Here is a 16,898-nt window from a genome sequence, read left to right on the forward strand (position 1 = left end):
ACCTCCAGGGTGCCCTTATGGGCGTAAGAAAAATCAAGGAGAAACCTAATGTTTGTAAAAAAAGGCGACAAAGTTCGCGTAATCGCTGGTAAAGATAAGGGAACAGAAGCTGTTGTCCTTACTGCCCTTCCAAAAGTAAACAAAGTTATCGTTGAAGGTGTTAACATCGTTAAGAAACACCAACGTCCAACTAACGAGCTTCCTCAAGGTGGTATCATCGAAAAAGAAGCAGCTATCCACGTATCAAACGTTCAAGTTTTGGACAAAAATGGTGTAGCTGGTCGTGTTGGTTACAAATTTGTAGACGGTAAAAAAGTTCGCTACAACAAAAAATCAGGCGAAGTGCTTGATTAATCACGAAGGAAAGGAGAAGTATAATGGCAAATCGTTTAAAAGAAAAATATCTTAATGAAGTAGTTCCTGCTTTGACAGAACAATTCAACTACTCATCAGTGATGGCTGTGCCTAAAGTAGATAAGATCGTTTTGAACATGGGTGTTGGTGAAGCTGTATCAAACGCTAAAAGCCTTGAAAAAGCTGCTGAAGAATTGGCACTTATCTCAGGTCAAAAACCACTTATCACTAAAGCTAAAAAATCAATCGCCGGCTTCCGTCTTCGTGAAGGTGTTGCGATCGGTGCAAAAGTTACCCTTCGTGGTGAACGTATGTACGAATTCTTGGATAAATTGGTTTCAGTTTCACTTCCACGTGTACGTGACTTCCACGGTGTTCCAACAAAATCATTTGATGGACGCGGAAACTACACACTTGGTGTGAAAGAACAATTGATTTTCCCAGAAATCAACTTCGATGACGTTGACAAAACTCGTGGTCTTGACATCGTTATCGTAACAACTGCTAACACTGACGAAGAGTCACGTGCATTGCTTACAGGCCTTGGAATGCCTTTTGCAAAATAATATAGGAGGTAAATCTAATGGCTAAAAAATCAATGATTGCTAAGAACAAACGTCCAGCGAAGTTCTCTACTCAAGCTTATACTCGTTGTGAAAAATGTGGTCGTCCACATTCAGTTTACCGCAAATTTAAACTTTGCCGTGTTTGCTTCCGTGAATTAGCTTACAAAGGACAAATCCCAGGTGTTACCAAAGCATCTTGGTAATATCATGATACAAAGAGCGTAACAACCACAGCAAAAATAGGAAATTTGGTGTAGGAGCGATGCTCCAAAACAAATTTATCTTTTTTGCTCAGGTTGTAGCTCGTGTTCAAATAAGAGTTTTCTCATTTGAATGTATCAATACTATCTGAGCCTAGCTCAATCATTAACTAGCAAGTGCAACTTGCAAACTACTAGTAAGAGGAGAAAAACAAAATGGTTATGACTGACCCAATCGCAGACTTCCTAACTCGTATTCGTAATGCTAACCAAGCTAAACACGAAGTACTTGAAGTACCTGCATCAAACATCAAAAAAGGGATTGCTGAAATCCTTAAACGCGAAGGTTTTGTAAAAAACGTTGAAATCATCGAAGATGACAAACAAGGCATCATCCGTGTATTTCTTAAATACGGACCAAACGGTGAAAAAGTTATCACTAACTTGAAACGTGTTTCTAAACCAGGACTTCGTGTCTACAAAAAACGTGAAGACCTTCCAAAAGTTCTTAACGGACTTGGAATTGCTATCCTTTCAACTTCTGAAGGTTTGCTCACTGATAAAGAAGCACGCCAAAAGAATGTTGGTGGGGAAGTTATCGCTTACGTTTGGTAAAATCAAGATACAAAGCTCGTAAAGAACAAAGCAAAATTAGAAAGTTGGAGAAGTTTGTTGACAAACAAGCCAACTTATCTATTTTGCACAGTTCTTAGAGCGTGTTCAGTTCAGTTTTTGAACTAAATAAGTATCTGAACCCCCGTGAAAACTGGCCGTTTAGGCCTGACAATTTAACAGGAGAAAATAAACATGTCACGTATTGGTAATAAAGTTATCGTGTTGCCTGCTGGTGTAGAAATCACTAACAATGACAACGTTGTAACTGTAAAAGGACCTAAAGGAGAACTTACTCGTGAGTTCTCAAAAGATATTGAAATTCGTGTGGAAGGTACTGAAGTAACTCTTCACCGTCCAAACGATTCAAAAGAAATGAAAACTATCCACGGAACTACTCGTGCCCTTTTGAACAACATGGTTATTGGTGTATCAGAAGGATTCAAGAAAGAACTTGAAATGCGCGGGGTTGGTTACCGTGCACAACTTCAAGGATCTAAACTTGTTTTGGCTGTTGGTAAATCTCATCCAGACGAAGTTGAAGCTCCAGAAGGAATTACTTTTGAACTTCCAAACCCAACAACAATCGTTGTTAGCGGAATTTCAAAAGAAGTAGTTGGTCAAACAGCTGCTTACGTACGTAGCCTTCGTTCACCAGAACCATATAAAGGTAAAGGTATCCGTTACGTTGGTGAATTCGTTCGCCGTAAAGAAGGTAAAACAGGTAAATAATGTTGAGTGGTTGATTCTCAACCACCAACCTATTTTCCAACTTTGTGCATAGCACACGATTTAAAACTAAAGAGGTGAAAACTGTGATTTCAAAACCAGATAAAAACAAACTCCGCCAAAAACGCCACCGTCGCGTTCGCGGAAAACTCTCTGGAACTGCTGATCGCCCACGTTTGAACGTATTCCGTTCTAATACAGGCATCTACGCTCAAGTGATTGATGACGTAGCGGGTGTAACGCTCGCAAGTGCTTCAACTCTTGACAAAGAAGTTTCAAAAGGAACTAAAACTGAACAAGCCGTTGCTGTCGGTAAACTCGTTGCAGAACGTGCAAACGCTAAAGGTATTTCAGAAGTGGTGTTCGACCGCGGTGGATATCTATATCACGGACGTGTGAAAGCTTTGGCTGATGCAGCTCGTGAAAACGGATTGAAATTCTAATAGGAGGACACTAGAAAATGGCATTTAAAGACAATGCAGTTGAATTAGAAGAACGCGTAGTTGCTGTCAACCGTGTTACAAAAGTTGTTAAAGGTGGACGTCGTCTTCGTTTCGCAGCTCTTGTTGTTGTTGGTGACCACAACGGTCGCGTAGGATTTGGTACTGGTAAAGCTCAAGAAGTTCCAGAAGCAATCCGTAAAGCAGTAGATGATGCTAAGAAAAACTTGATCGAAGTTCCTATGGTTGGAACAACAATCCCACACGAAGTTCTTTCAGAATTCGGTGGAGCTAAAGTATTGTTGAAACCTGCTGTAGAAGGTTCTGGAGTTGCCGCTGGTGGTGCAGTTCGTGCCGTTGTGGAATTGGCAGGTGTGGCAGATATTACATCTAAATCACTTGGTTCTAACACTCCAATCAACATTGTTCGTGCAACTGTTGAAGGTTTGAAACAATTGAAACGCGCTGAAGAAGTTGCTGCCCTTCGTGGTATTTCAGTTTCTGATTTGGCATAAGAAAGGGGATAAAATGGCTCAAATTAAAATTACTTTGACTAAGTCTCCAATCGGACGCATTCCATCACAACGTAAAACTGTTGTAGCACTTGGACTTGGCAAATTGAACAGCTCTGTTATTAAAGAAGATAACGCTGCTATCCGTGGTATGATCACTGCAGTATCTCACTTGGTAACAGTTGAAGAAGTAAACTAATGAATTTTTAGGGGATGTGCACTATACCATCCCCTAAAACTAGATATAGTCATCTATGATGACGTCGTATAGGCGAGTTGATTGGGGAGACAACCTTTTCTCCCTTATCGGCGCTAGCATTTTACAAAAGAGGAGAAAATAAAAATGAAACTTCATGAATTGAAACCTGCAGAAGGTTCTCGTAAAGTACGTAACCGCGTTGGTCGTGGTACTTCATCAGGTAACGGTAAAACATCTGGTCGTGGTCAAAAAGGTCAAAAAGCTCGTAGCGGTGGCGGAGTTCGCCTTGGTTTTGAAGGTGGACAAACTCCATTGTTCCGTCGTCTTCCAAAACGTGGATTCACTAACATCAACGCTAAAGAATACGCAATTGTGAACCTTGACCAATTGAACGTCTTTGAAGATGGTGCTGAAGTTACTCCAGTTGTTCTTATCGAAGCAGGAATTGTTAAAGCTGAAAAATCAGGTATTAAAATTCTTGGTAACGGTGAGTTGACTAAGAAATTGACTGTGAAAGCAGCTAAATTCTCTAAATCAGCTGAAGAAGCTATCACTGCTAAAGGTGGTTCAGTAGAAGTCATCTAAGAGAGGTGACCTATGTTTTTTAAATTATTAAGAGAAGCTCTTAAAGTCAAGCAGGTTCGATCAAAAATTTTATTTACAATTTTTATCGTTTTGGTCTTTCGTATCGGAACTAGTATTACTGTTCCTGGTGTGAATGCCAATAGCTTGAATGCTTTAAGTGGATTATCCTTCTTAAACATGTTGAGCTTGGTCTCAGGGAATGCCATGAAAAACTTCTCAGTTTTTGCTCTTGGTGTTAGCCCCTATATTACGGCCTCTATCGTTGTCCAACTCTTGCAAATGGATATTTTACCCAAATTTGTAGAGTGGGGTAAACAAGGGGAAGTAGGTCGAAGAAAATTAAATCAAGCTACTCGTTATATTGCTCTAGTTCTCGCTTTTGTGCAATCTATCGGGATTACAGCTGGTTTTAATACTTTGGCTGGAGCTCAATTGTTGAAAACAGCTCTTACTCCACAAGTCTTTATCATGATTGGTATCATCTTAACAGCTGGTAGCATGATTGTGACTTGGTTGGGTGAGCAAATTACAGATAAGGGATACGGAAATGGTGTTTCTATGATTATCTTTGCCGGGATTGTTGCCTCAATTCCAGAGATGATTCAGGGCATCTATGTAGATTACTTTGTGAACGTCCCAAGTAGCCGTATCAACTCATCTATCATTTTCGTAATCATTTTGATAATTACTGTATTGTTGATCATTTATTTTACAACTTATGTTCAACAAGCAGAATACAAAATTCCAATCCAATATACTAAGGTTGCACAAGGTGCTCCATCTAGCTCTTACCTTCCTTTGAAGGTAAACCCTGCTGGAGTTATCCCTGTTATCTTTGCAAGTTCGATTACTGCAGCGCCTGCGGCTATTCTTCAGTTTTTGAGCGCTACAGGTCATGATTGGGCTTGGGTAAGAACAGCACAAGAAATGCTGGCAACAACTTCACCAACTGGTATTGCTATGTATGCTTTATTGATTATTCTCTTTACATTCTTCTATACGTTTGTACAGATTAATCCTGAAAAAGCTGCAGAAAACTTACAAAAGAGCGGTGCCTATATCCACGGAGTTCGTCCTGGTAAAGGTACAGAAGAATATATGTCTAAACTTCTTCGTCGTCTTGCAACTGTTGGTTCTCTCTTCCTTGGTGTGATTTCTATTTTACCGATCGTAGCAAAAGATGTTTTCGGACTTTCAGAAGCAGTTGCTTTTGGAGGAACCAGTCTTTTGATCATTATCTCTACAGGTATTGAAGGAATCAAACAATTGGAAGGTTACCTATTGAAACGTAAGTATGTTGGTTTCATGGACAGAACAGAATAAAAGTATTTACGAAATCAGTAAATACTGAGGGAGTGGAGGTTTAACTCTAACATTAGTGAGAGTTTGGTCTCCCCTCTTCTATTTTGTTTTTAAATAGGGGTGAAAAGACTTTTTGCTTCTATTTAAAAATAAAATAAGGAGATCAAATCATGAATCTTTTGATTATGGGCTTACCTGGTGCAGGTAAGGGAACTCAAGCAGCAAAAATCGTAGAACAATTCCATGTTGCACATATTTCAACAGGTGATATGTTCCGAGCTGCAATGGCAAATCAAACTGAAATGGGTGTTCTTGCTAAGTCATACATTGACAAGGGTGAATTGGTTCCTGATGAAGTTACAAATGGAATCGTAAAAGAACGCCTTTCACAAGATGATATTAAAGAAACAGGATTCTTATTAGATGGTTACCCACGTACAATTGAACAAGCTCATGCCTTGGACAAAACATTGGCTGAACTTGGCATTGAACTAGAAGGTGTTATCAATATTGAAGTGAACCCTGACAGCCTCTTAGAACGTTTGAGTGGCCGTATCATCCATCGTGTAACTGGAGAAACTTTCCACAAGGTCTTTAACCCACCAGTTGACTATAAAGAAGAAGATTACTACCAACGTGAAGATGATAAGCCTGAGACAGTAAAACGTCGTTTGGATGTGAATATTGCTCAAGGGGAACCAATCATTGCTCACTACCGTGCCAAAGGTTTGGTTCATGACATCGAAGGTAATCAAGATATCAATGATGTCTTCTCAGATATCGAAAAAGTATTGACAAATTTGAAATAAAGCGTTTTTCACACTTGCAAAAATCCGCTACAAATGTTATACTGAGATAGTCTGACTTATAATTGTTGTCTCTGTGTCTAGAGGCATCGAATCGAAATTTATGGAGGTGCTTTTGCGTGGCAAAAGACGATGTGATTGAAGTTGAAGGCAAAGTAGTTGATACAATGCCGAATGCAATGTTTACGGTTGAACTTGAAAATGGACATCAGATTTTAGCAACAGTTTCTGGTAAAATTCGTAAAAACTATATTCGTATTTTAGCGGGAGATCGTGTTACTGTCGAAATGAGTCCATATGACTTGACACGTGGACGTATCACTTACCGCTTTAAATAATCGAAAAACTTGGAGGGATAAGAAATGAAAGTAAGACCATCGGTCAAACCAATTTGCGAATACTGTAAAGTTATTCGTCGTAATGGTCGTGTTATGGTAATTTGCCCAGCAAATCCAAAACACAAACAACGTCAAGGATAAGATAGAAAGGAGAAAACATGGCTCGTATTGCTGGAGTTGACATTCCAAATGACAAACGCGTAGTAATCTCATTGACTTATGTTTATGGTATCGGACTTGCAACATCTAAGAAAATTTTGGCAGCTGCTGGAATCTCAGAAGATGTTCGTGTACGTGATCTTACATCAGATCAAGAAGATGCTATCCGTCGTGAAGTGGACGCAATCAAAGTTGAAGGTGACCTTCGTCGTGAAGTAAACTTGAACATCAAACGTTTGATGGAAATCGGTTCATACCGTGGTATCCGTCACCGTCGTGGACTTCCTGTCCGTGGACAAAACACTAAAAACAACGCTCGCACTCGTAAAGGTAAAGCTGTTGCGATTGCTGGTAAGAAAAAATAATATAGGAGGTAAAAGTCTTGGCTAAACCAACACGTAAACGTCGTGTGAAAAAGAATATCGAATCTGGTATTGCTCATATTCACGCTACATTTAATAACACTATTGTTATGATTACTGATGTGCATGGTAATGCAATTGCTTGGTCATCAGCTGGTGCTCTTGGTTTCAAAGGTTCTCGTAAATCTACACCATTCGCTGCTCAAATGGCTTCTGAAGCTGCTGCTAAATCTGCACAAGAACACGGTCTTAAATCAGTTGAAGTTACTGTAAAAGGTCCAGGTTCTGGTCGTGAGTCAGCTATTCGTGCGCTTGCTGCCGCTGGTCTTGAAGTAACAGCAATTCGTGATGTGACTCCAGTGCCACACAATGGTGCTCGTCCTCCAAAACGTCGCCGTGTATAATCATCGCATTACACTGCTTTTCGTTTAAGAGGGAGTAACTAAATGATCGAGTTTGAAAAACCAAATATAACAAAAATTGATGAAAATAAAGATTATGGCAAGTTTGTAATCGAACCACTTGAACGTGGCTACGGTACAACTCTTGGTAACTCTCTTCGTCGTGTACTTCTAGCTTCTCTACCAGGAGCAGCTGTGACATCTATCAATATTGATGGTGTGTTACATGAGTTTGACACAGTTCCAGGTGTTCGTGAAGACGTGATGCAAATCATTCTGAACATTAAAGGAATTGCAGTGAAATCGTACGTTGAAGACGAAAAAATCATCGAACTAGATGTTGAAGGTCCTGCTGAAGTAACAGCTGGTGACATTTTGACAGATAGCGATATTGAAATTGTAAATCCAGATCATTATCTCTTTACAATCGGTGAAGGTTCTTCTCTAAAAGCGACTATGACTGTTAACAGTGGTCGTGGATATGTACCTGCTGATGAAAATAAAAAAGATAATGCACCAGTTGGAACACTTGCTGTAGATTCTATTTATACACCAGTTACAAAAGTCAACTATCAAGTGGAACCTGCTCGTGTAGGTAGCAATGATGGATTTGACAAATTAACCCTTGAAATCTTGACAAATGGAACAATTATTCCAGAAGATGCTTTAGGGCTTTCAGCACGTATCTTGACAGAACATCTTGATTTGTTTACAAATCTTACTGAGATTGCTAAGTCAACTGAAGTGATGAAAGAAGCTGACACTGAATCTGACGACCGTATTTTGGATCGTACGATTGAGGAACTGGACTTGTCTGTGCGTTCATACAACTGTTTGAAACGTGCCGGTATCAATACTGTGCATGATTTAACAGAAAAATCTGAAGCAGAGATGATGAAAGTACGAAATCTTGGACGCAAGAGTTTGGAAGAAGTGAAACTCAAACTCATTGATTTAGGTCTTGGATTAAAAGATAAATAAAGGAGGAATACATGGCTTACCGTAAACTAGGACGCACTAGCTCACAACGTAAAGCAATGCTTCGCGATTTGACAACTGACCTTTTGATCAACGAATCAATCGTGACAACTGAAGCTCGTGCTAAAGAAATCCGTAAAACTGTTGAAAAAATGATTACTCTAGGTAAACGTGGTGATTTGCATGCACGTCGTCAAGCAGCTGCTTTCGTACGTAATGAAATCGCATCTGAAAACTATGATGAAGCAACTGATAAGTACACTTCTACTACAGCACTTCAAAAATTGTTCTCAGAAATCGCACCTCGTTATGCTGAACGTAACGGTGGATACACTCGTATCCTTAAAACTGAACCACGTCGTGGTGATGCAGCGCCAATGGCGATCATCGAATTAGTATAAAATCATCAATTTTGTTGAGTGTTATGATGATGGAGTCTTGTGCTCTTAGTCTAGCTCTGGTCTACCGCTAGGATTTCGGTCCTAGCGGGAACACTCATCATAAGTTGAGATAGTGGACGCTTGTTTACGAAATTGTTTTTTTCCTAAGAACAACTTCGTAAGCAGGCGTTTTTGAGTATTTTAGTTGGAATCATGCTATACTATTTAAGAAGAAATCTGCTGAATGTTCAGGTTTCCTATTTTAAAAAGAATTGGAGTTTGCTTATGAAAGCGATTATAACTGTTGTTGGTAAAGATAAATCTGGAATTGTTGCAGGTGTTTCTGGTAAAATTGCAGAATTGGGTTTGAACATAGACGATATCTCTCAAACTGTTTTGGATGAATATTTCACGATGATGGCTGTCGTCTCTAGTGATAAAAAGCAAGATTTTACTTATCTTCGTAATGAATTTGAAGCTTTTGGGCAAACTTTGAATGTAAAAATCAATATTCAGAGTGCAGCGATTTTCGAAGCTATGTATAATATCTAGGAGGTTATCATGGATATTAGACAAGTTACTGAAACCATTGCCATGATTGAGGAGCAGAACTTTGATATCAGAACCATTACCATGGGGATTTCCCTTTTGGACTGTATCGATCCAGATATCAATCGTGCTGCGGAGAAAATTTATCAAAAGATTACGAGCAAGGCAGCTAATTTAGTGGCTGTTGGTGATGAAATTGCGGCTGAGTTGGGAATTCCAATCGTTAATAAGCGTGTATCGGTGACTCCTATTTCTCTGATTGGGGCGGCGACAGATGCGACAGACTATGTGGTTCTGGCAAAAGCACTTGATAAGGCTGCGAAAGAGATTGGTGTGGACTTTATTGGTGGTTTTTCAGCCTTGGTACAAAAGGGTTATCAAAAGGGAGATGAGATTCTTATCAATTCTATTCCTCGTGCTTTGGCTGAAACGGATAAGGTCTGCTCGTCAGTCAATATAGGCTCAACCAAGTCTGGTATCAATATGACGGCTGTCGCAGATATGGGACGAGTTATCAAGGAAACGGCAACTCTATCTGATATGGGGGCAGCTAAGTTGGTTGTATTCGCTAATGCTGTTGAGGACAATCCATTTATGGCGGGTGCCTTCCATGGTGTTGGGGAGGCAGATGTTATCATCAATGTCGGAGTTTCTGGTCCTGGTGTGGTGAAACGTGCCTTGGAAAAAGTTCGTGGACAGAGCTTTGATGTAGTAGCAGAAACAGTCAAGAAAACTGCCTTTAAAATCACTCGTATCGGTCAATTGGTTGGTCAAATGGCCAGTGAGAGACTGGGTGTGGAGTTTGGTATTGTGGACTTGAGTTTGGCACCAACACCTGCAGTTGGAGACTCTGTGGCACGTGTCCTTGAGGAAATGGGGCTAGAGACAGTTGGTACGCATGGAACGACGGCTGCCTTGGCTCTCTTGAACGACCAAGTTAAGAAGGGCGGAGTTATGGCTTGCAACCAAGTTGGTGGTTTGTCTGGTGCCTTTATCCCTGTTTCAGAGGATGAAGGAATGATTGCTGCAGTGCAAAATGGCTCTCTTAATTTGGAAAAACTAGAAGCTATGACGGCTATCTGTTCCGTTGGTTTGGATATGATTGCCATCCCAGAAGATACTCCTGCTGAAACCATTGCAGCTATGATTGCGGATGAGGCTGCAATTGGTGTCATTAACATGAAGACAACGGCTGTTCGTATCATTCCAAAAGGAAAAGAAGGAGATATGATTGAGTTTGGTGGCCTATTAGGAACTGCACCTGTTATGAAAGTCAATGGGGCTTCGTCTGTCGATTTCATTTCTCGTGGGGGACAAATCCCAGCACCAATTCATAGTTTTAAAAATTAAGAAAATAGGAGAAATTTTAAGTTCTATTTAAGGTTGGATGTGTATACTATAATCATTAAATAAAGACCTCCTAATATTATTTGAAACAGATAACACTGATTTAGTTTGAATTTGATTTTCATCTAATATCTTTATTTAATAGAACTCCTAAACTTTTTCATAATAATCTCCTGCAAAAGTCACCTGTCTGGGTGGCTTTTGTTTTATCATCCATGATATAATAGAAGCAAACGGAGGACGGAAAATGGTAAAAGTACGATTGTATTTGGTACGTCATGGCAAGACTATGTTTAACACGATTGGTCGCGCGCAAGGTTGGAGCGATACTCCTTTAACGGCTGAAGGTGAGCGAGGGATTCAAGAATTAGGAATCGGTTTGCGAGAATCTGGTCTACAGTTTGATCGCGCTTATTCCAGTGATTCTGGCCGCACCATTCAGACAATGGGAATTATTCTTGAAGAACTTGGTTTGCAGGGGAAAATCCCTTATCGCATGGACAAACGTATCAGAGAATGGTGTTTTGGTAGCTTTGACGGAGCTTATGATGGTGATCTTTTCATGGGCATTATTCCTCGTATCTTTAATGTGGATCATGTTCACCAATTGTCTTATGCTGAACTGGCTGAGGGGTTGGTAGAGGTCGATACAGCTGGTTGGGCTGAAGGCTGGGAAAAACTCAGTGGCCGAATCAAGGAAGGTTTTGAAGCGATTGCCAAAGAAATGGAAGAACAAGGTGGGGGCAATGCCCTTGTCGTCAGCCACGGAATGACCATTGGAACCATTGTTTATTTGATTAATGGCATGCATCCGCATGGTCTAGATAATGGTAGCGTGACGATCCTTGAATATGAGGACGGCCAGTTTAGCGTAGAAGTTGTCGGCGACCGTAGTTACCGAGAACTAGGACGTGAGAAGATGGAAGAAGCCTCTATTTAATCAGTCTAGACTTGCTTGTTATGAACTAGGGATTTGATAAGAATATCAAGATAAGAAAAAACAGCCGAGGGTAATCCTTTCGGCTGTTTTTGATGGGGGAAACTAAAGTGTAATGCTGTTGCTTTTAGAGATTTTCATAAACAAGAGCAAGGAACCTACTGTTAGAACAGTCAGGATAGTTGACAAGGCTGCGGCTACACCGTAATTCCCTCTTAGAACCTCTGTATAAATGGCTACAGTCATTGTTCTTGTTTTGACATTGTAGAGGAGGATAGAAGTAGAGAGTTCTGAAATCATTGTGACCCAAGATAGGATGGCTCCAGAAATAATACCAGATAGCATCATTGGAGTTGTAATCTTGGCAAAGGTATTGAGACGGCTACTTCCTAAGCTTTCAGCAGCTTCTTCAATACTTGGGGCTATTTGTTGCAAGCTAGCAACAGATGAGCGAATAGTATACGGTAATCTTCTGACAGATAGGGACATAATTAAGATGAAAGCTGTCCCTGTAATCATAAGAAATCCACTTCCAAATAGACCGGTATTGAAGGAAGAAATGAAGGCAATCCCTAGAACAGTTCCGGGTACAATATAAGGGACCATACTGAGGCTGTCAATTAAGTTTGTAAACAAATTCCGTTTTCTAACGGCTAGGTAGGAGATAAATGTTGCGAATAGGACAACTAGAACTAAGGCAATCAAAGGGATACGAATAGTATTGAAAATAGCAGATCCCATACGATTGAAAGCTACCTTGTAACTGTTTAGAGAATAACCTTTGACAAATACCATACCTGATGTTTTTAGGAAAGAAGTATAAATCAAGTAGACTTGAGGTAGAACAGAGAACAAGATAATTCCGTAGACTGTTGCATAAATGGCAGCCATTTTTCCTTTTGTAGTTTTTTTAGGCTCAATTGGATGGAGCGAATTCATGCTGAAACTGTAGCGGTTTGAGATGTATTTTTGGATAAGGAAGATTGCCAAGGCAATGATAATCGCCATAATTGCTAAAGCAGATGCAAAAGCAGAATTTCCTCCAACCTCGCTAATGAATTGGGTATAAATCAAGACGGGGAAAGTCCGATATCCTTCACCAATCAACATAGGCGTTCCAAAATCTGAGAATGCTCTCATAAACACAAGCAGGGCAGCAGCTAGTAAGGTTGGAACTAGGAGAGGTAAAACAACCGTTACGATACGCTTAAATCCGAAGGACCCCATGCTTTCAGCAGCTTCAAGTAGAGAATTGTCAATACTTTTCATTGTCCCAGCAACGTATAGAAATACCAGTGGGAATAGTTGCAGTGTAAAGACAAGTACAATTCCTTTGAATCCATAAATATCAATAGCTGGAAGATGAAGGGTATTTGTCAGGAATTTAGTAATGACCCCATTTCGTCCCAGCAAGAGAATCCAGGAGTAGGCTCCCACGAAAGGAGCTGACATGGAAGCAATGATAATCAATATTTGAAGAAATTTCTTCCCCTTGAAATCATACATAGAGAAGAGATAAGCTAATAAGGTTCCTACGACTAAGGAAGTGACAGTAGCGGTAATGGAAACCTTGAAACTGTTGACAAGTGTCTCAGAGTAGTAGGCTTTACTAAAGAAAGTGACAAAATTAGCTAGTGAAAATTGTCCCTCATGTATGAGTGCTTGCTTGAGCACGGTAACGATAGGATAAACCAGAAAGACAAGATAGGTAAGAAAGATGAAGAAAGAGGAGGCTGTCCAAATATTTAGTTTTTTACGTTCCATGGTTGACTCCTTTTATCAGGTTTTGCGAACCATCTGCAGAAAAGACGTTTAATTTTTGAGTATTGATTCGTAGACGAATACGATCGCCTTTTTGTAGATCTTCTTCAAAAGTTGATTCTTCGCTAACTTGAATTTTTGAGGCAAAGCCTGTCTCGATGAAATATTCCGTATTTAGTCCAAGATAGACGCTATCGCTAATAGTTCCTTCAATATCTCCAGATTCATCTTTGATAAACTCTTCAGGACGAATGCTTACATGAATGGCTTGCTCCTCAGCCTGATCAAGGGCTGGCATTCGAAGAGCATAGCCATCTGAAAAGACGATATAAGCACCGTCGCTCCGTTTTTCGAGATTGGCAGGGATAATATTTGTGCGTCCGATAAAGGTTGCTACAAACTCATTAGCTGGTTTATGATAGAGTTCTTTTGGCCGACCGATTTGTTGGATGACTCCGTCTTTCATAACAGCAATTTGGTCTGAAATAGCCATAGCTTCTTCTTGGTCGTGGGTCACATAAACAGTTGTAATTCCCACTTCGTGTTGGATTTCTCGAATGGCTTGACGCATATCCAAGCGAAGTTTGGCATCTAGGTTGCTAAGCGGCTCGTCCATGAGGAGAACACTTGGATTAACAGCTAAGGCGCGTGCCAAGGCGACACGTTGTTGTTGTCCACCACTGAGTTTATCGGGCTTCCGATCCGCATATTGAGCAATTTGCATGAGTTCAAGATATTTATTGGTTTGTTGAATCAATTCTTCTTTTGGAACCTTCTTTTGCTTGAGACCAAAAGCGACATTATCTCGGACAGTCAAATGTGGGAAAATAGCGTAGTTTTGGAAAACCATCCCGATATTGCGTTTGCTGGGTTCCATATTATTGATTTTTGTATCATCGAAGTAAAATTCTCCACCTTCGATACTGTTGAAACCTGCAATCATACGAAGAAGGGTCGTTTTCCCACACCCTGAAGGTCCAAGAAGGGTAAAGAGACTTCCTTTTGGAATTGTAATGTTCAAATTCTCAATAACAGAGACATCGTGGTAGATTTTTTTGGCGTTAATAATTTTGATCTCACTCATAGTGAACCTCTTTTACTGTTTAGATTGGATATCTGTAAAGACTTCGTTGTATTTCTTAACGATATCTGACTTATTCTTGATGACATAATCATAATCTTCAGTGAGTGTTTTGATTTTGTCAATTGGTTTCATGTTTTCGCTTGTTTTGGCATTTTTACGAACAGGACGGTTAGTAGTGGTTGTACCAAGTGTATCTTGTACTTCTTGAGAGATAATAAAATCGATAAATTTCTTGGCATTTTCCATATTTTTTGCTTTTTTAACGATAGCAGCACTAGCAGGTAGGAAGACGGTTCCTTCTTTTGGATAGACTACCTTGATATTAGCTCCGTCATTTAAGAGTTTAACTGCTGGATCTTCATAAGAGAGACCAACAGCCATTTCTCCGTCAGCGACTGCTTTATAGACACCAGATGAGCTTGAACCGATTTTACCATCAATAAGTGTGAAGAGATCTTTTACATAAGACCAAGCTTTATCGTCTTTGTAACCACCTTGAGCTTGTAGCATATTTGTTAATTGAGCAAAGGCGCTAGAAGAGTTTGCTGGGTCAGCAGTTGCGATTTTTCCTTTTAGTTCAGATTTGAGAAGGTCGCTATATCCTTCGATGTTCATGCCTTTCGTTAAATCGGGATTGACGATTAAAACACTACCATCTAGTGTATAAGGTGTGGAGTAGCCAGTTGTGTTTTGATATTCTTTGATAACATTATCATTTTCTTTTGAAGTATAGTTTTCAAAGAGTTCTCCGTGGGTAGCATATTGTGTATAAGAACCACCAAAGATGACATCAGCTACAGGAGCTTCTTTTTCTGACTCTAGTTTTTTGAAAAGTTCTCCAGTACCAGCTTGAATCAGTTCTACTTTGATACCATATTTTTCTTCAAAGGCAGGAATAGTTGCTCCGATTAAGCCCTCTGAGTTTGGTGAATAAACGACTAGCGAACCGCCGTCTCCTTTATCAGATGAACCGCCATCGGCAGAGTCATTAGAAGAACAAGCAGCAAGACCAAAAAGAGCTAGTCCGCAAGCAGCATAATACATCCATTTCTTTTTCATGATGGATACCTCCGTTGTGTTATTTAAGTTTATTTTAAAACAATGTAAGCGTTTTTAAAACCGATAATTCTATTCTATTAGAGTAAAATTCTCTACAAAAACGGAAGTAATCTTTTGATTTTATAGCAGGGTTTGACAGTTAATCACTGTTAAGTCAAATTTTATTTTTTAGATTGGATATCTGTAAAAATGTCATTGTACTTTTTAAGAATAGCAGATTTGTTCTTGATGACATAATCTGAATCTTCAGTGGCAACATTGATTTCTGTCATAGCCTTCATATTTTTATTGGTTTTAGCATTTTTACGAATAGGTCTAATTGTAGTTTCAGTTCCTAGCTTATCTTGGATTTCTTGAGAAAGGAGGAAATCGATAAATTTCTTAGCGTTTTCCATATGTTTGGCATTTTTGACGATAGCCGCGTTACCAGGTAAAAAGACGGTTCCTTCTTTTGGATAAATGACTTTTACATCAACTCCATCATTTAAGAGTTTTAAGGCAGGGTCTTCATAGGTGAGTCCAACAGCCATTTCCCCATCGGCGACAGCTTTGTAAACATTTGAAGAGCTAGATGCAATTTTTCCATCTACTAGAGTAAATAGATTTTTCACATAGGTCCAAGCTTGTTCATTTTCGTATCCACCTTGATCTACAAGCATGTTTGTTAATTGTGCAAAGGCGCTAGATGCGTTACTTGGATCAGCAGTAGCCATTTTTCCTTTTAATTTAGGGTTGAGCAGATCATTGTAGCCTTCAATTTTAATATCTTTTGTAAGGGCTGAATTGGCAATGATGACACTGACATCAAGTGTGTAAGGTGTGTAGAAACCTGTTTTATTTTGATATTCAGGGATTATCTGGTCGTTCTCTTGAGAAATATAAGGTTCAAAAAGTTTTTCGTTAGAAGAGAAGAGAGCGTAGGAGCCTCCGAAAATGACATCGGCTACTGGGGATTCTTTTTCGGCCTCAGCTTTTTTGAACAATTCACCCGTGCTGGCTTGTACTAAATCAACCTTAATACCATATTTTTCTTCGAAGGCAGGTATTGTCTCTTCGATAAGGTCTTCAGGGTTAGGCGAGTAGACAACCAAAGTGTTATCTGAATCTTTTTCAGAGCTAGTTTCCGCTTCTATAGGAGAAGAACATCCTGATAAAGAAAGGAATATCCAGCTAAAATAGAGAAAGAATAGTATTTTTTTCATAAGTATCTCCTTTTTTACGAACATTTTCTCTACCTA

24 protein-coding genes are annotated in these 16,898 nt (G+C 39.6%); 20 read left to right on the forward strand and 4 right to left on the reverse strand.

The genetic code is table 11. The features are described from left to right. Positions 1-48 precede the first annotated feature (48 nt). The 20 genes from rplX to NMM26_RS01725 all read left to right on the forward strand — a co-directional run bounded on the left by rplX (position 49) and on the right by NMM26_RS01725 (position 11,759). A complete protein-coding gene (gene rplX, locus NMM26_RS01630) occupies positions 49-354 on the forward strand; it encodes a 50S ribosomal protein L24 (RefSeq protein ID WP_000497691.1) in 306 nt (101 codons plus the stop codon). A gap of 23 nt (positions 355-377) precedes the next feature. Continuing rightward, the gene (rplE, locus tag NMM26_RS01635; RefSeq protein WP_000013542.1) at positions 378-920 is read left to right on the forward strand and encodes a 50S ribosomal protein L5; all 543 of its coding nucleotides are present in this window, start codon (positions 378-380) and stop codon (positions 918-920) included. 17 nt (positions 921-937) lie between these two features. Next, complete coding sequence (locus NMM26_RS01640) at positions 938-1,123, forward strand: type Z 30S ribosomal protein S14 (protein WP_001085697.1); 186 nt, start codon at positions 938-940, stop codon at positions 1,121-1,123. Between the two features lie 213 nt (positions 1,124-1,336). After that, on the forward strand, positions 1,337-1,735 hold the full coding sequence (rpsH, locus tag NMM26_RS01645) for a 30S ribosomal protein S8 (RefSeq protein WP_000245504.1): 399 nt from the start codon (positions 1,337-1,339) through the stop codon (positions 1,733-1,735). A 192-nt stretch (positions 1,736-1,927) separates the two neighbouring features. Beyond that, the gene (rplF, locus tag NMM26_RS01650; protein WP_000086624.1) at positions 1,928-2,464 is read left to right on the forward strand and encodes a 50S ribosomal protein L6; all 537 of its coding nucleotides are present in this window, start codon (positions 1,928-1,930) and stop codon (positions 2,462-2,464) included. Positions 2,465-2,547: 83 nt separating this feature from the next. Next, the gene (gene rplR, locus NMM26_RS01655; RefSeq protein WP_000624044.1) at positions 2,548-2,904 is read left to right on the forward strand and encodes a 50S ribosomal protein L18; all 357 of its coding nucleotides are present in this window, start codon (positions 2,548-2,550) and stop codon (positions 2,902-2,904) included. A gap of 17 nt (positions 2,905-2,921) precedes the next feature. Continuing rightward, a complete protein-coding gene (rpsE, locus tag NMM26_RS01660) occupies positions 2,922-3,416 on the forward strand; it encodes a 30S ribosomal protein S5 (RefSeq protein ID WP_000874202.1) in 495 nt (164 codons plus the stop codon). A gap of 13 nt (positions 3,417-3,429) precedes the next feature. Then, a complete protein-coding gene (gene rpmD, locus NMM26_RS01665; RefSeq protein WP_000057241.1) occupies positions 3,430-3,612 on the forward strand; it encodes a 50S ribosomal protein L30 in 183 nt (60 codons plus the stop codon). Positions 3,613-3,756: 144 nt separating this feature from the next. Continuing rightward, positions 3,757-4,197: a 50S ribosomal protein L15 gene (gene rplO / locus NMM26_RS01670; protein WP_000766087.1), complete on the forward strand. Its 441-nt coding sequence runs from the start codon at positions 3,757-3,759 to the stop codon at positions 4,195-4,197. A 12-nt stretch (positions 4,198-4,209) separates the two neighbouring features. Further along, a complete protein-coding gene (secY, locus tag NMM26_RS01675) occupies positions 4,210-5,520 on the forward strand; it encodes a preprotein translocase subunit SecY (RefSeq protein ID WP_000465403.1) in 1,311 nt (436 codons plus the stop codon). 149 nt (positions 5,521-5,669) lie between these two features. Next, complete coding sequence (locus NMM26_RS01680; RefSeq protein WP_001050436.1) at positions 5,670-6,308, forward strand: adenylate kinase; 639 nt, start codon at positions 5,670-5,672, stop codon at positions 6,306-6,308. A 116-nt stretch (positions 6,309-6,424) separates the two neighbouring features. Continuing rightward, positions 6,425-6,643: a translation initiation factor IF-1 gene (gene infA / locus NMM26_RS01685; protein ID WP_001029883.1), complete on the forward strand. Its 219-nt coding sequence runs from the start codon at positions 6,425-6,427 to the stop codon at positions 6,641-6,643. Positions 6,644-6,667: 24 nt separating this feature from the next. Further along, positions 6,668-6,784, forward strand: coding sequence for a 50S ribosomal protein L36 (rpmJ, locus tag NMM26_RS01690; RefSeq protein ID WP_001808836.1), 117 nt, complete (start codon positions 6,668-6,670; stop codon positions 6,782-6,784). A gap of 17 nt (positions 6,785-6,801) precedes the next feature. Next, positions 6,802-7,167, forward strand: coding sequence for a 30S ribosomal protein S13 (rpsM, locus tag NMM26_RS01695; protein WP_000090781.1), 366 nt, complete (start codon positions 6,802-6,804; stop codon positions 7,165-7,167). Positions 7,168-7,184: 17 nt separating this feature from the next. Further along, the gene (gene rpsK, locus NMM26_RS01700; protein ID WP_001118385.1) at positions 7,185-7,568 is read left to right on the forward strand and encodes a 30S ribosomal protein S11; all 384 of its coding nucleotides are present in this window, start codon (positions 7,185-7,187) and stop codon (positions 7,566-7,568) included. A gap of 42 nt (positions 7,569-7,610) precedes the next feature. Beyond that, complete coding sequence (locus NMM26_RS01705; RefSeq protein ID WP_000568988.1) at positions 7,611-8,546, forward strand: DNA-directed RNA polymerase subunit alpha; 936 nt, start codon at positions 7,611-7,613, stop codon at positions 8,544-8,546. Between the two features lie 11 nt (positions 8,547-8,557). Further along, the gene (rplQ, locus tag NMM26_RS01710) at positions 8,558-8,944 is read left to right on the forward strand and encodes a 50S ribosomal protein L17 (RefSeq protein ID WP_000331493.1); all 387 of its coding nucleotides are present in this window, start codon (positions 8,558-8,560) and stop codon (positions 8,942-8,944) included. 264 nt (positions 8,945-9,208) lie between these two features. Then, positions 9,209-9,475, forward strand: coding sequence for an ACT domain-containing protein (locus tag NMM26_RS01715; protein WP_000644130.1), 267 nt, complete (start codon positions 9,209-9,211; stop codon positions 9,473-9,475). 9 nt (positions 9,476-9,484) lie between these two features. Beyond that, entirely contained in the window at positions 9,485-10,822 is a 1,338-nt protein-coding gene (locus tag NMM26_RS01720) for a PFL family protein (RefSeq protein WP_000354890.1), read from the forward strand. 244 nt (positions 10,823-11,066) lie between these two features. After that, positions 11,067-11,759, forward strand: coding sequence for a histidine phosphatase family protein (locus tag NMM26_RS01725; protein WP_024056940.1), 693 nt, complete (start codon positions 11,067-11,069; stop codon positions 11,757-11,759). Between the two features lie 102 nt (positions 11,760-11,861). Here the strand turns inward: NMM26_RS01725 and NMM26_RS01730 are convergent, their stop codons facing one another. The 4 genes from NMM26_RS01730 to NMM26_RS01745 all read right to left on the reverse strand — a co-directional run bounded on the left by NMM26_RS01730 (position 11,862) and on the right by NMM26_RS01745 (position 16,862). Beyond that, the gene (locus NMM26_RS01730; RefSeq protein WP_050261299.1) at positions 11,862-13,520 is read right to left on the reverse strand and encodes an iron ABC transporter permease; all 1,659 of its coding nucleotides are present in this window, start codon (positions 13,518-13,520) and stop codon (positions 11,862-11,864) included. Then, entirely contained in the window at positions 13,510-14,601 is a 1,092-nt protein-coding gene (locus tag NMM26_RS01735) for an ABC transporter ATP-binding protein (protein ID WP_153226251.1), read from the reverse strand. Before NMM26_RS01735 ends, NMM26_RS01730 begins: the two co-directional genes overlap by 11 nt. 12 nt (positions 14,602-14,613) lie before the next feature. Then, positions 14,614-15,660, reverse strand: coding sequence for an ABC transporter substrate-binding protein (locus NMM26_RS01740; protein ID WP_153226252.1), 1,047 nt, complete (start codon positions 15,658-15,660; stop codon positions 14,614-14,616). Positions 15,661-15,821: 161 nt separating this feature from the next. Then, the gene (locus NMM26_RS01745) at positions 15,822-16,862 is read right to left on the reverse strand and encodes an ABC transporter substrate-binding protein (RefSeq protein WP_153192659.1); all 1,041 of its coding nucleotides are present in this window, start codon (positions 16,860-16,862) and stop codon (positions 15,822-15,824) included. Positions 16,863-16,898 lie beyond the last annotated feature (36 nt).

The organism is Streptococcus sp. CF7_Ac1-8, assembly GCF_024295435.1.
Taxonomy (GTDB): domain Bacteria; phylum Bacillota; class Bacilli; order Lactobacillales; family Streptococcaceae; genus Streptococcus; species Streptococcus mitis_AP.

What these genes read in the sequence shown, in the direction of transcription:
- NMM26_RS01745 (WP_153192659.1), bottom strand. Translation starts at nt 16,862, where the DNA reads ATGAAAAAAATACTATTCTTTCTCTATTTTAGCTGGATATTCCTTTCT.
- rplX (WP_000497691.1), top strand. Translation starts at nt 49, where the DNA reads ATGTTTGTAAAAAAAGGCGACAAAGTTCGCGTAATCGCTGGTAAAGAT.
- NMM26_RS01680 (WP_001050436.1), top strand. Translation starts at nt 5,670, where the DNA reads ATGAATCTTTTGATTATGGGCTTACCTGGTGCAGGTAAGGGAACTCAA.
- rpsM (WP_000090781.1), top strand. Translation starts at nt 6,802, where the DNA reads ATGGCTCGTATTGCTGGAGTTGACATTCCAAATGACAAACGCGTAGTA.
- rpsH (WP_000245504.1), top strand. Translation starts at nt 1,337, where the DNA reads ATGGTTATGACTGACCCAATCGCAGACTTCCTAACTCGTATTCGTAAT.
- rpmJ (WP_001808836.1), top strand. Translation starts at nt 6,668, where the DNA reads ATGAAAGTAAGACCATCGGTCAAACCAATTTGCGAATACTGTAAAGTT.
- rplQ (WP_000331493.1), top strand. Translation starts at nt 8,558, where the DNA reads ATGGCTTACCGTAAACTAGGACGCACTAGCTCACAACGTAAAGCAATG.
- NMM26_RS01705 (WP_000568988.1), top strand. Translation starts at nt 7,611, where the DNA reads ATGATCGAGTTTGAAAAACCAAATATAACAAAAATTGATGAAAATAAA.
- rplE (WP_000013542.1), top strand. Translation starts at nt 378, where the DNA reads ATGGCAAATCGTTTAAAAGAAAAATATCTTAATGAAGTAGTTCCTGCT.
- NMM26_RS01735 (WP_153226251.1), bottom strand. Translation starts at nt 14,601, where the DNA reads ATGAGTGAGATCAAAATTATTAACGCCAAAAAAATCTACCACGATGTC.
- rpsE (WP_000874202.1), top strand. Translation starts at nt 2,922, where the DNA reads ATGGCATTTAAAGACAATGCAGTTGAATTAGAAGAACGCGTAGTTGCT.
- NMM26_RS01740 (WP_153226252.1), bottom strand. Translation starts at nt 15,660, where the DNA reads ATGAAAAAGAAATGGATGTATTATGCTGCTTGCGGACTAGCTCTTTTT.
- NMM26_RS01640 (WP_001085697.1), top strand. Translation starts at nt 938, where the DNA reads ATGGCTAAAAAATCAATGATTGCTAAGAACAAACGTCCAGCGAAGTTC.
- rplO (WP_000766087.1), top strand. Translation starts at nt 3,757, where the DNA reads ATGAAACTTCATGAATTGAAACCTGCAGAAGGTTCTCGTAAAGTACGT.
- rpmD (WP_000057241.1), top strand. Translation starts at nt 3,430, where the DNA reads ATGGCTCAAATTAAAATTACTTTGACTAAGTCTCCAATCGGACGCATT.
- rplF (WP_000086624.1), top strand. Translation starts at nt 1,928, where the DNA reads ATGTCACGTATTGGTAATAAAGTTATCGTGTTGCCTGCTGGTGTAGAA.
- NMM26_RS01725 (WP_024056940.1), top strand. Translation starts at nt 11,067, where the DNA reads ATGGTAAAAGTACGATTGTATTTGGTACGTCATGGCAAGACTATGTTT.
- secY (WP_000465403.1), top strand. Translation starts at nt 4,210, where the DNA reads ATGTTTTTTAAATTATTAAGAGAAGCTCTTAAAGTCAAGCAGGTTCGA.
- NMM26_RS01720 (WP_000354890.1), top strand. Translation starts at nt 9,485, where the DNA reads ATGGATATTAGACAAGTTACTGAAACCATTGCCATGATTGAGGAGCAG.
- NMM26_RS01730 (WP_050261299.1), bottom strand. Translation starts at nt 13,520, where the DNA reads ATGGAACGTAAAAAACTAAATATTTGGACAGCCTCCTCTTTCTTCATC.
- NMM26_RS01715 (WP_000644130.1), top strand. Translation starts at nt 9,209, where the DNA reads ATGAAAGCGATTATAACTGTTGTTGGTAAAGATAAATCTGGAATTGTT.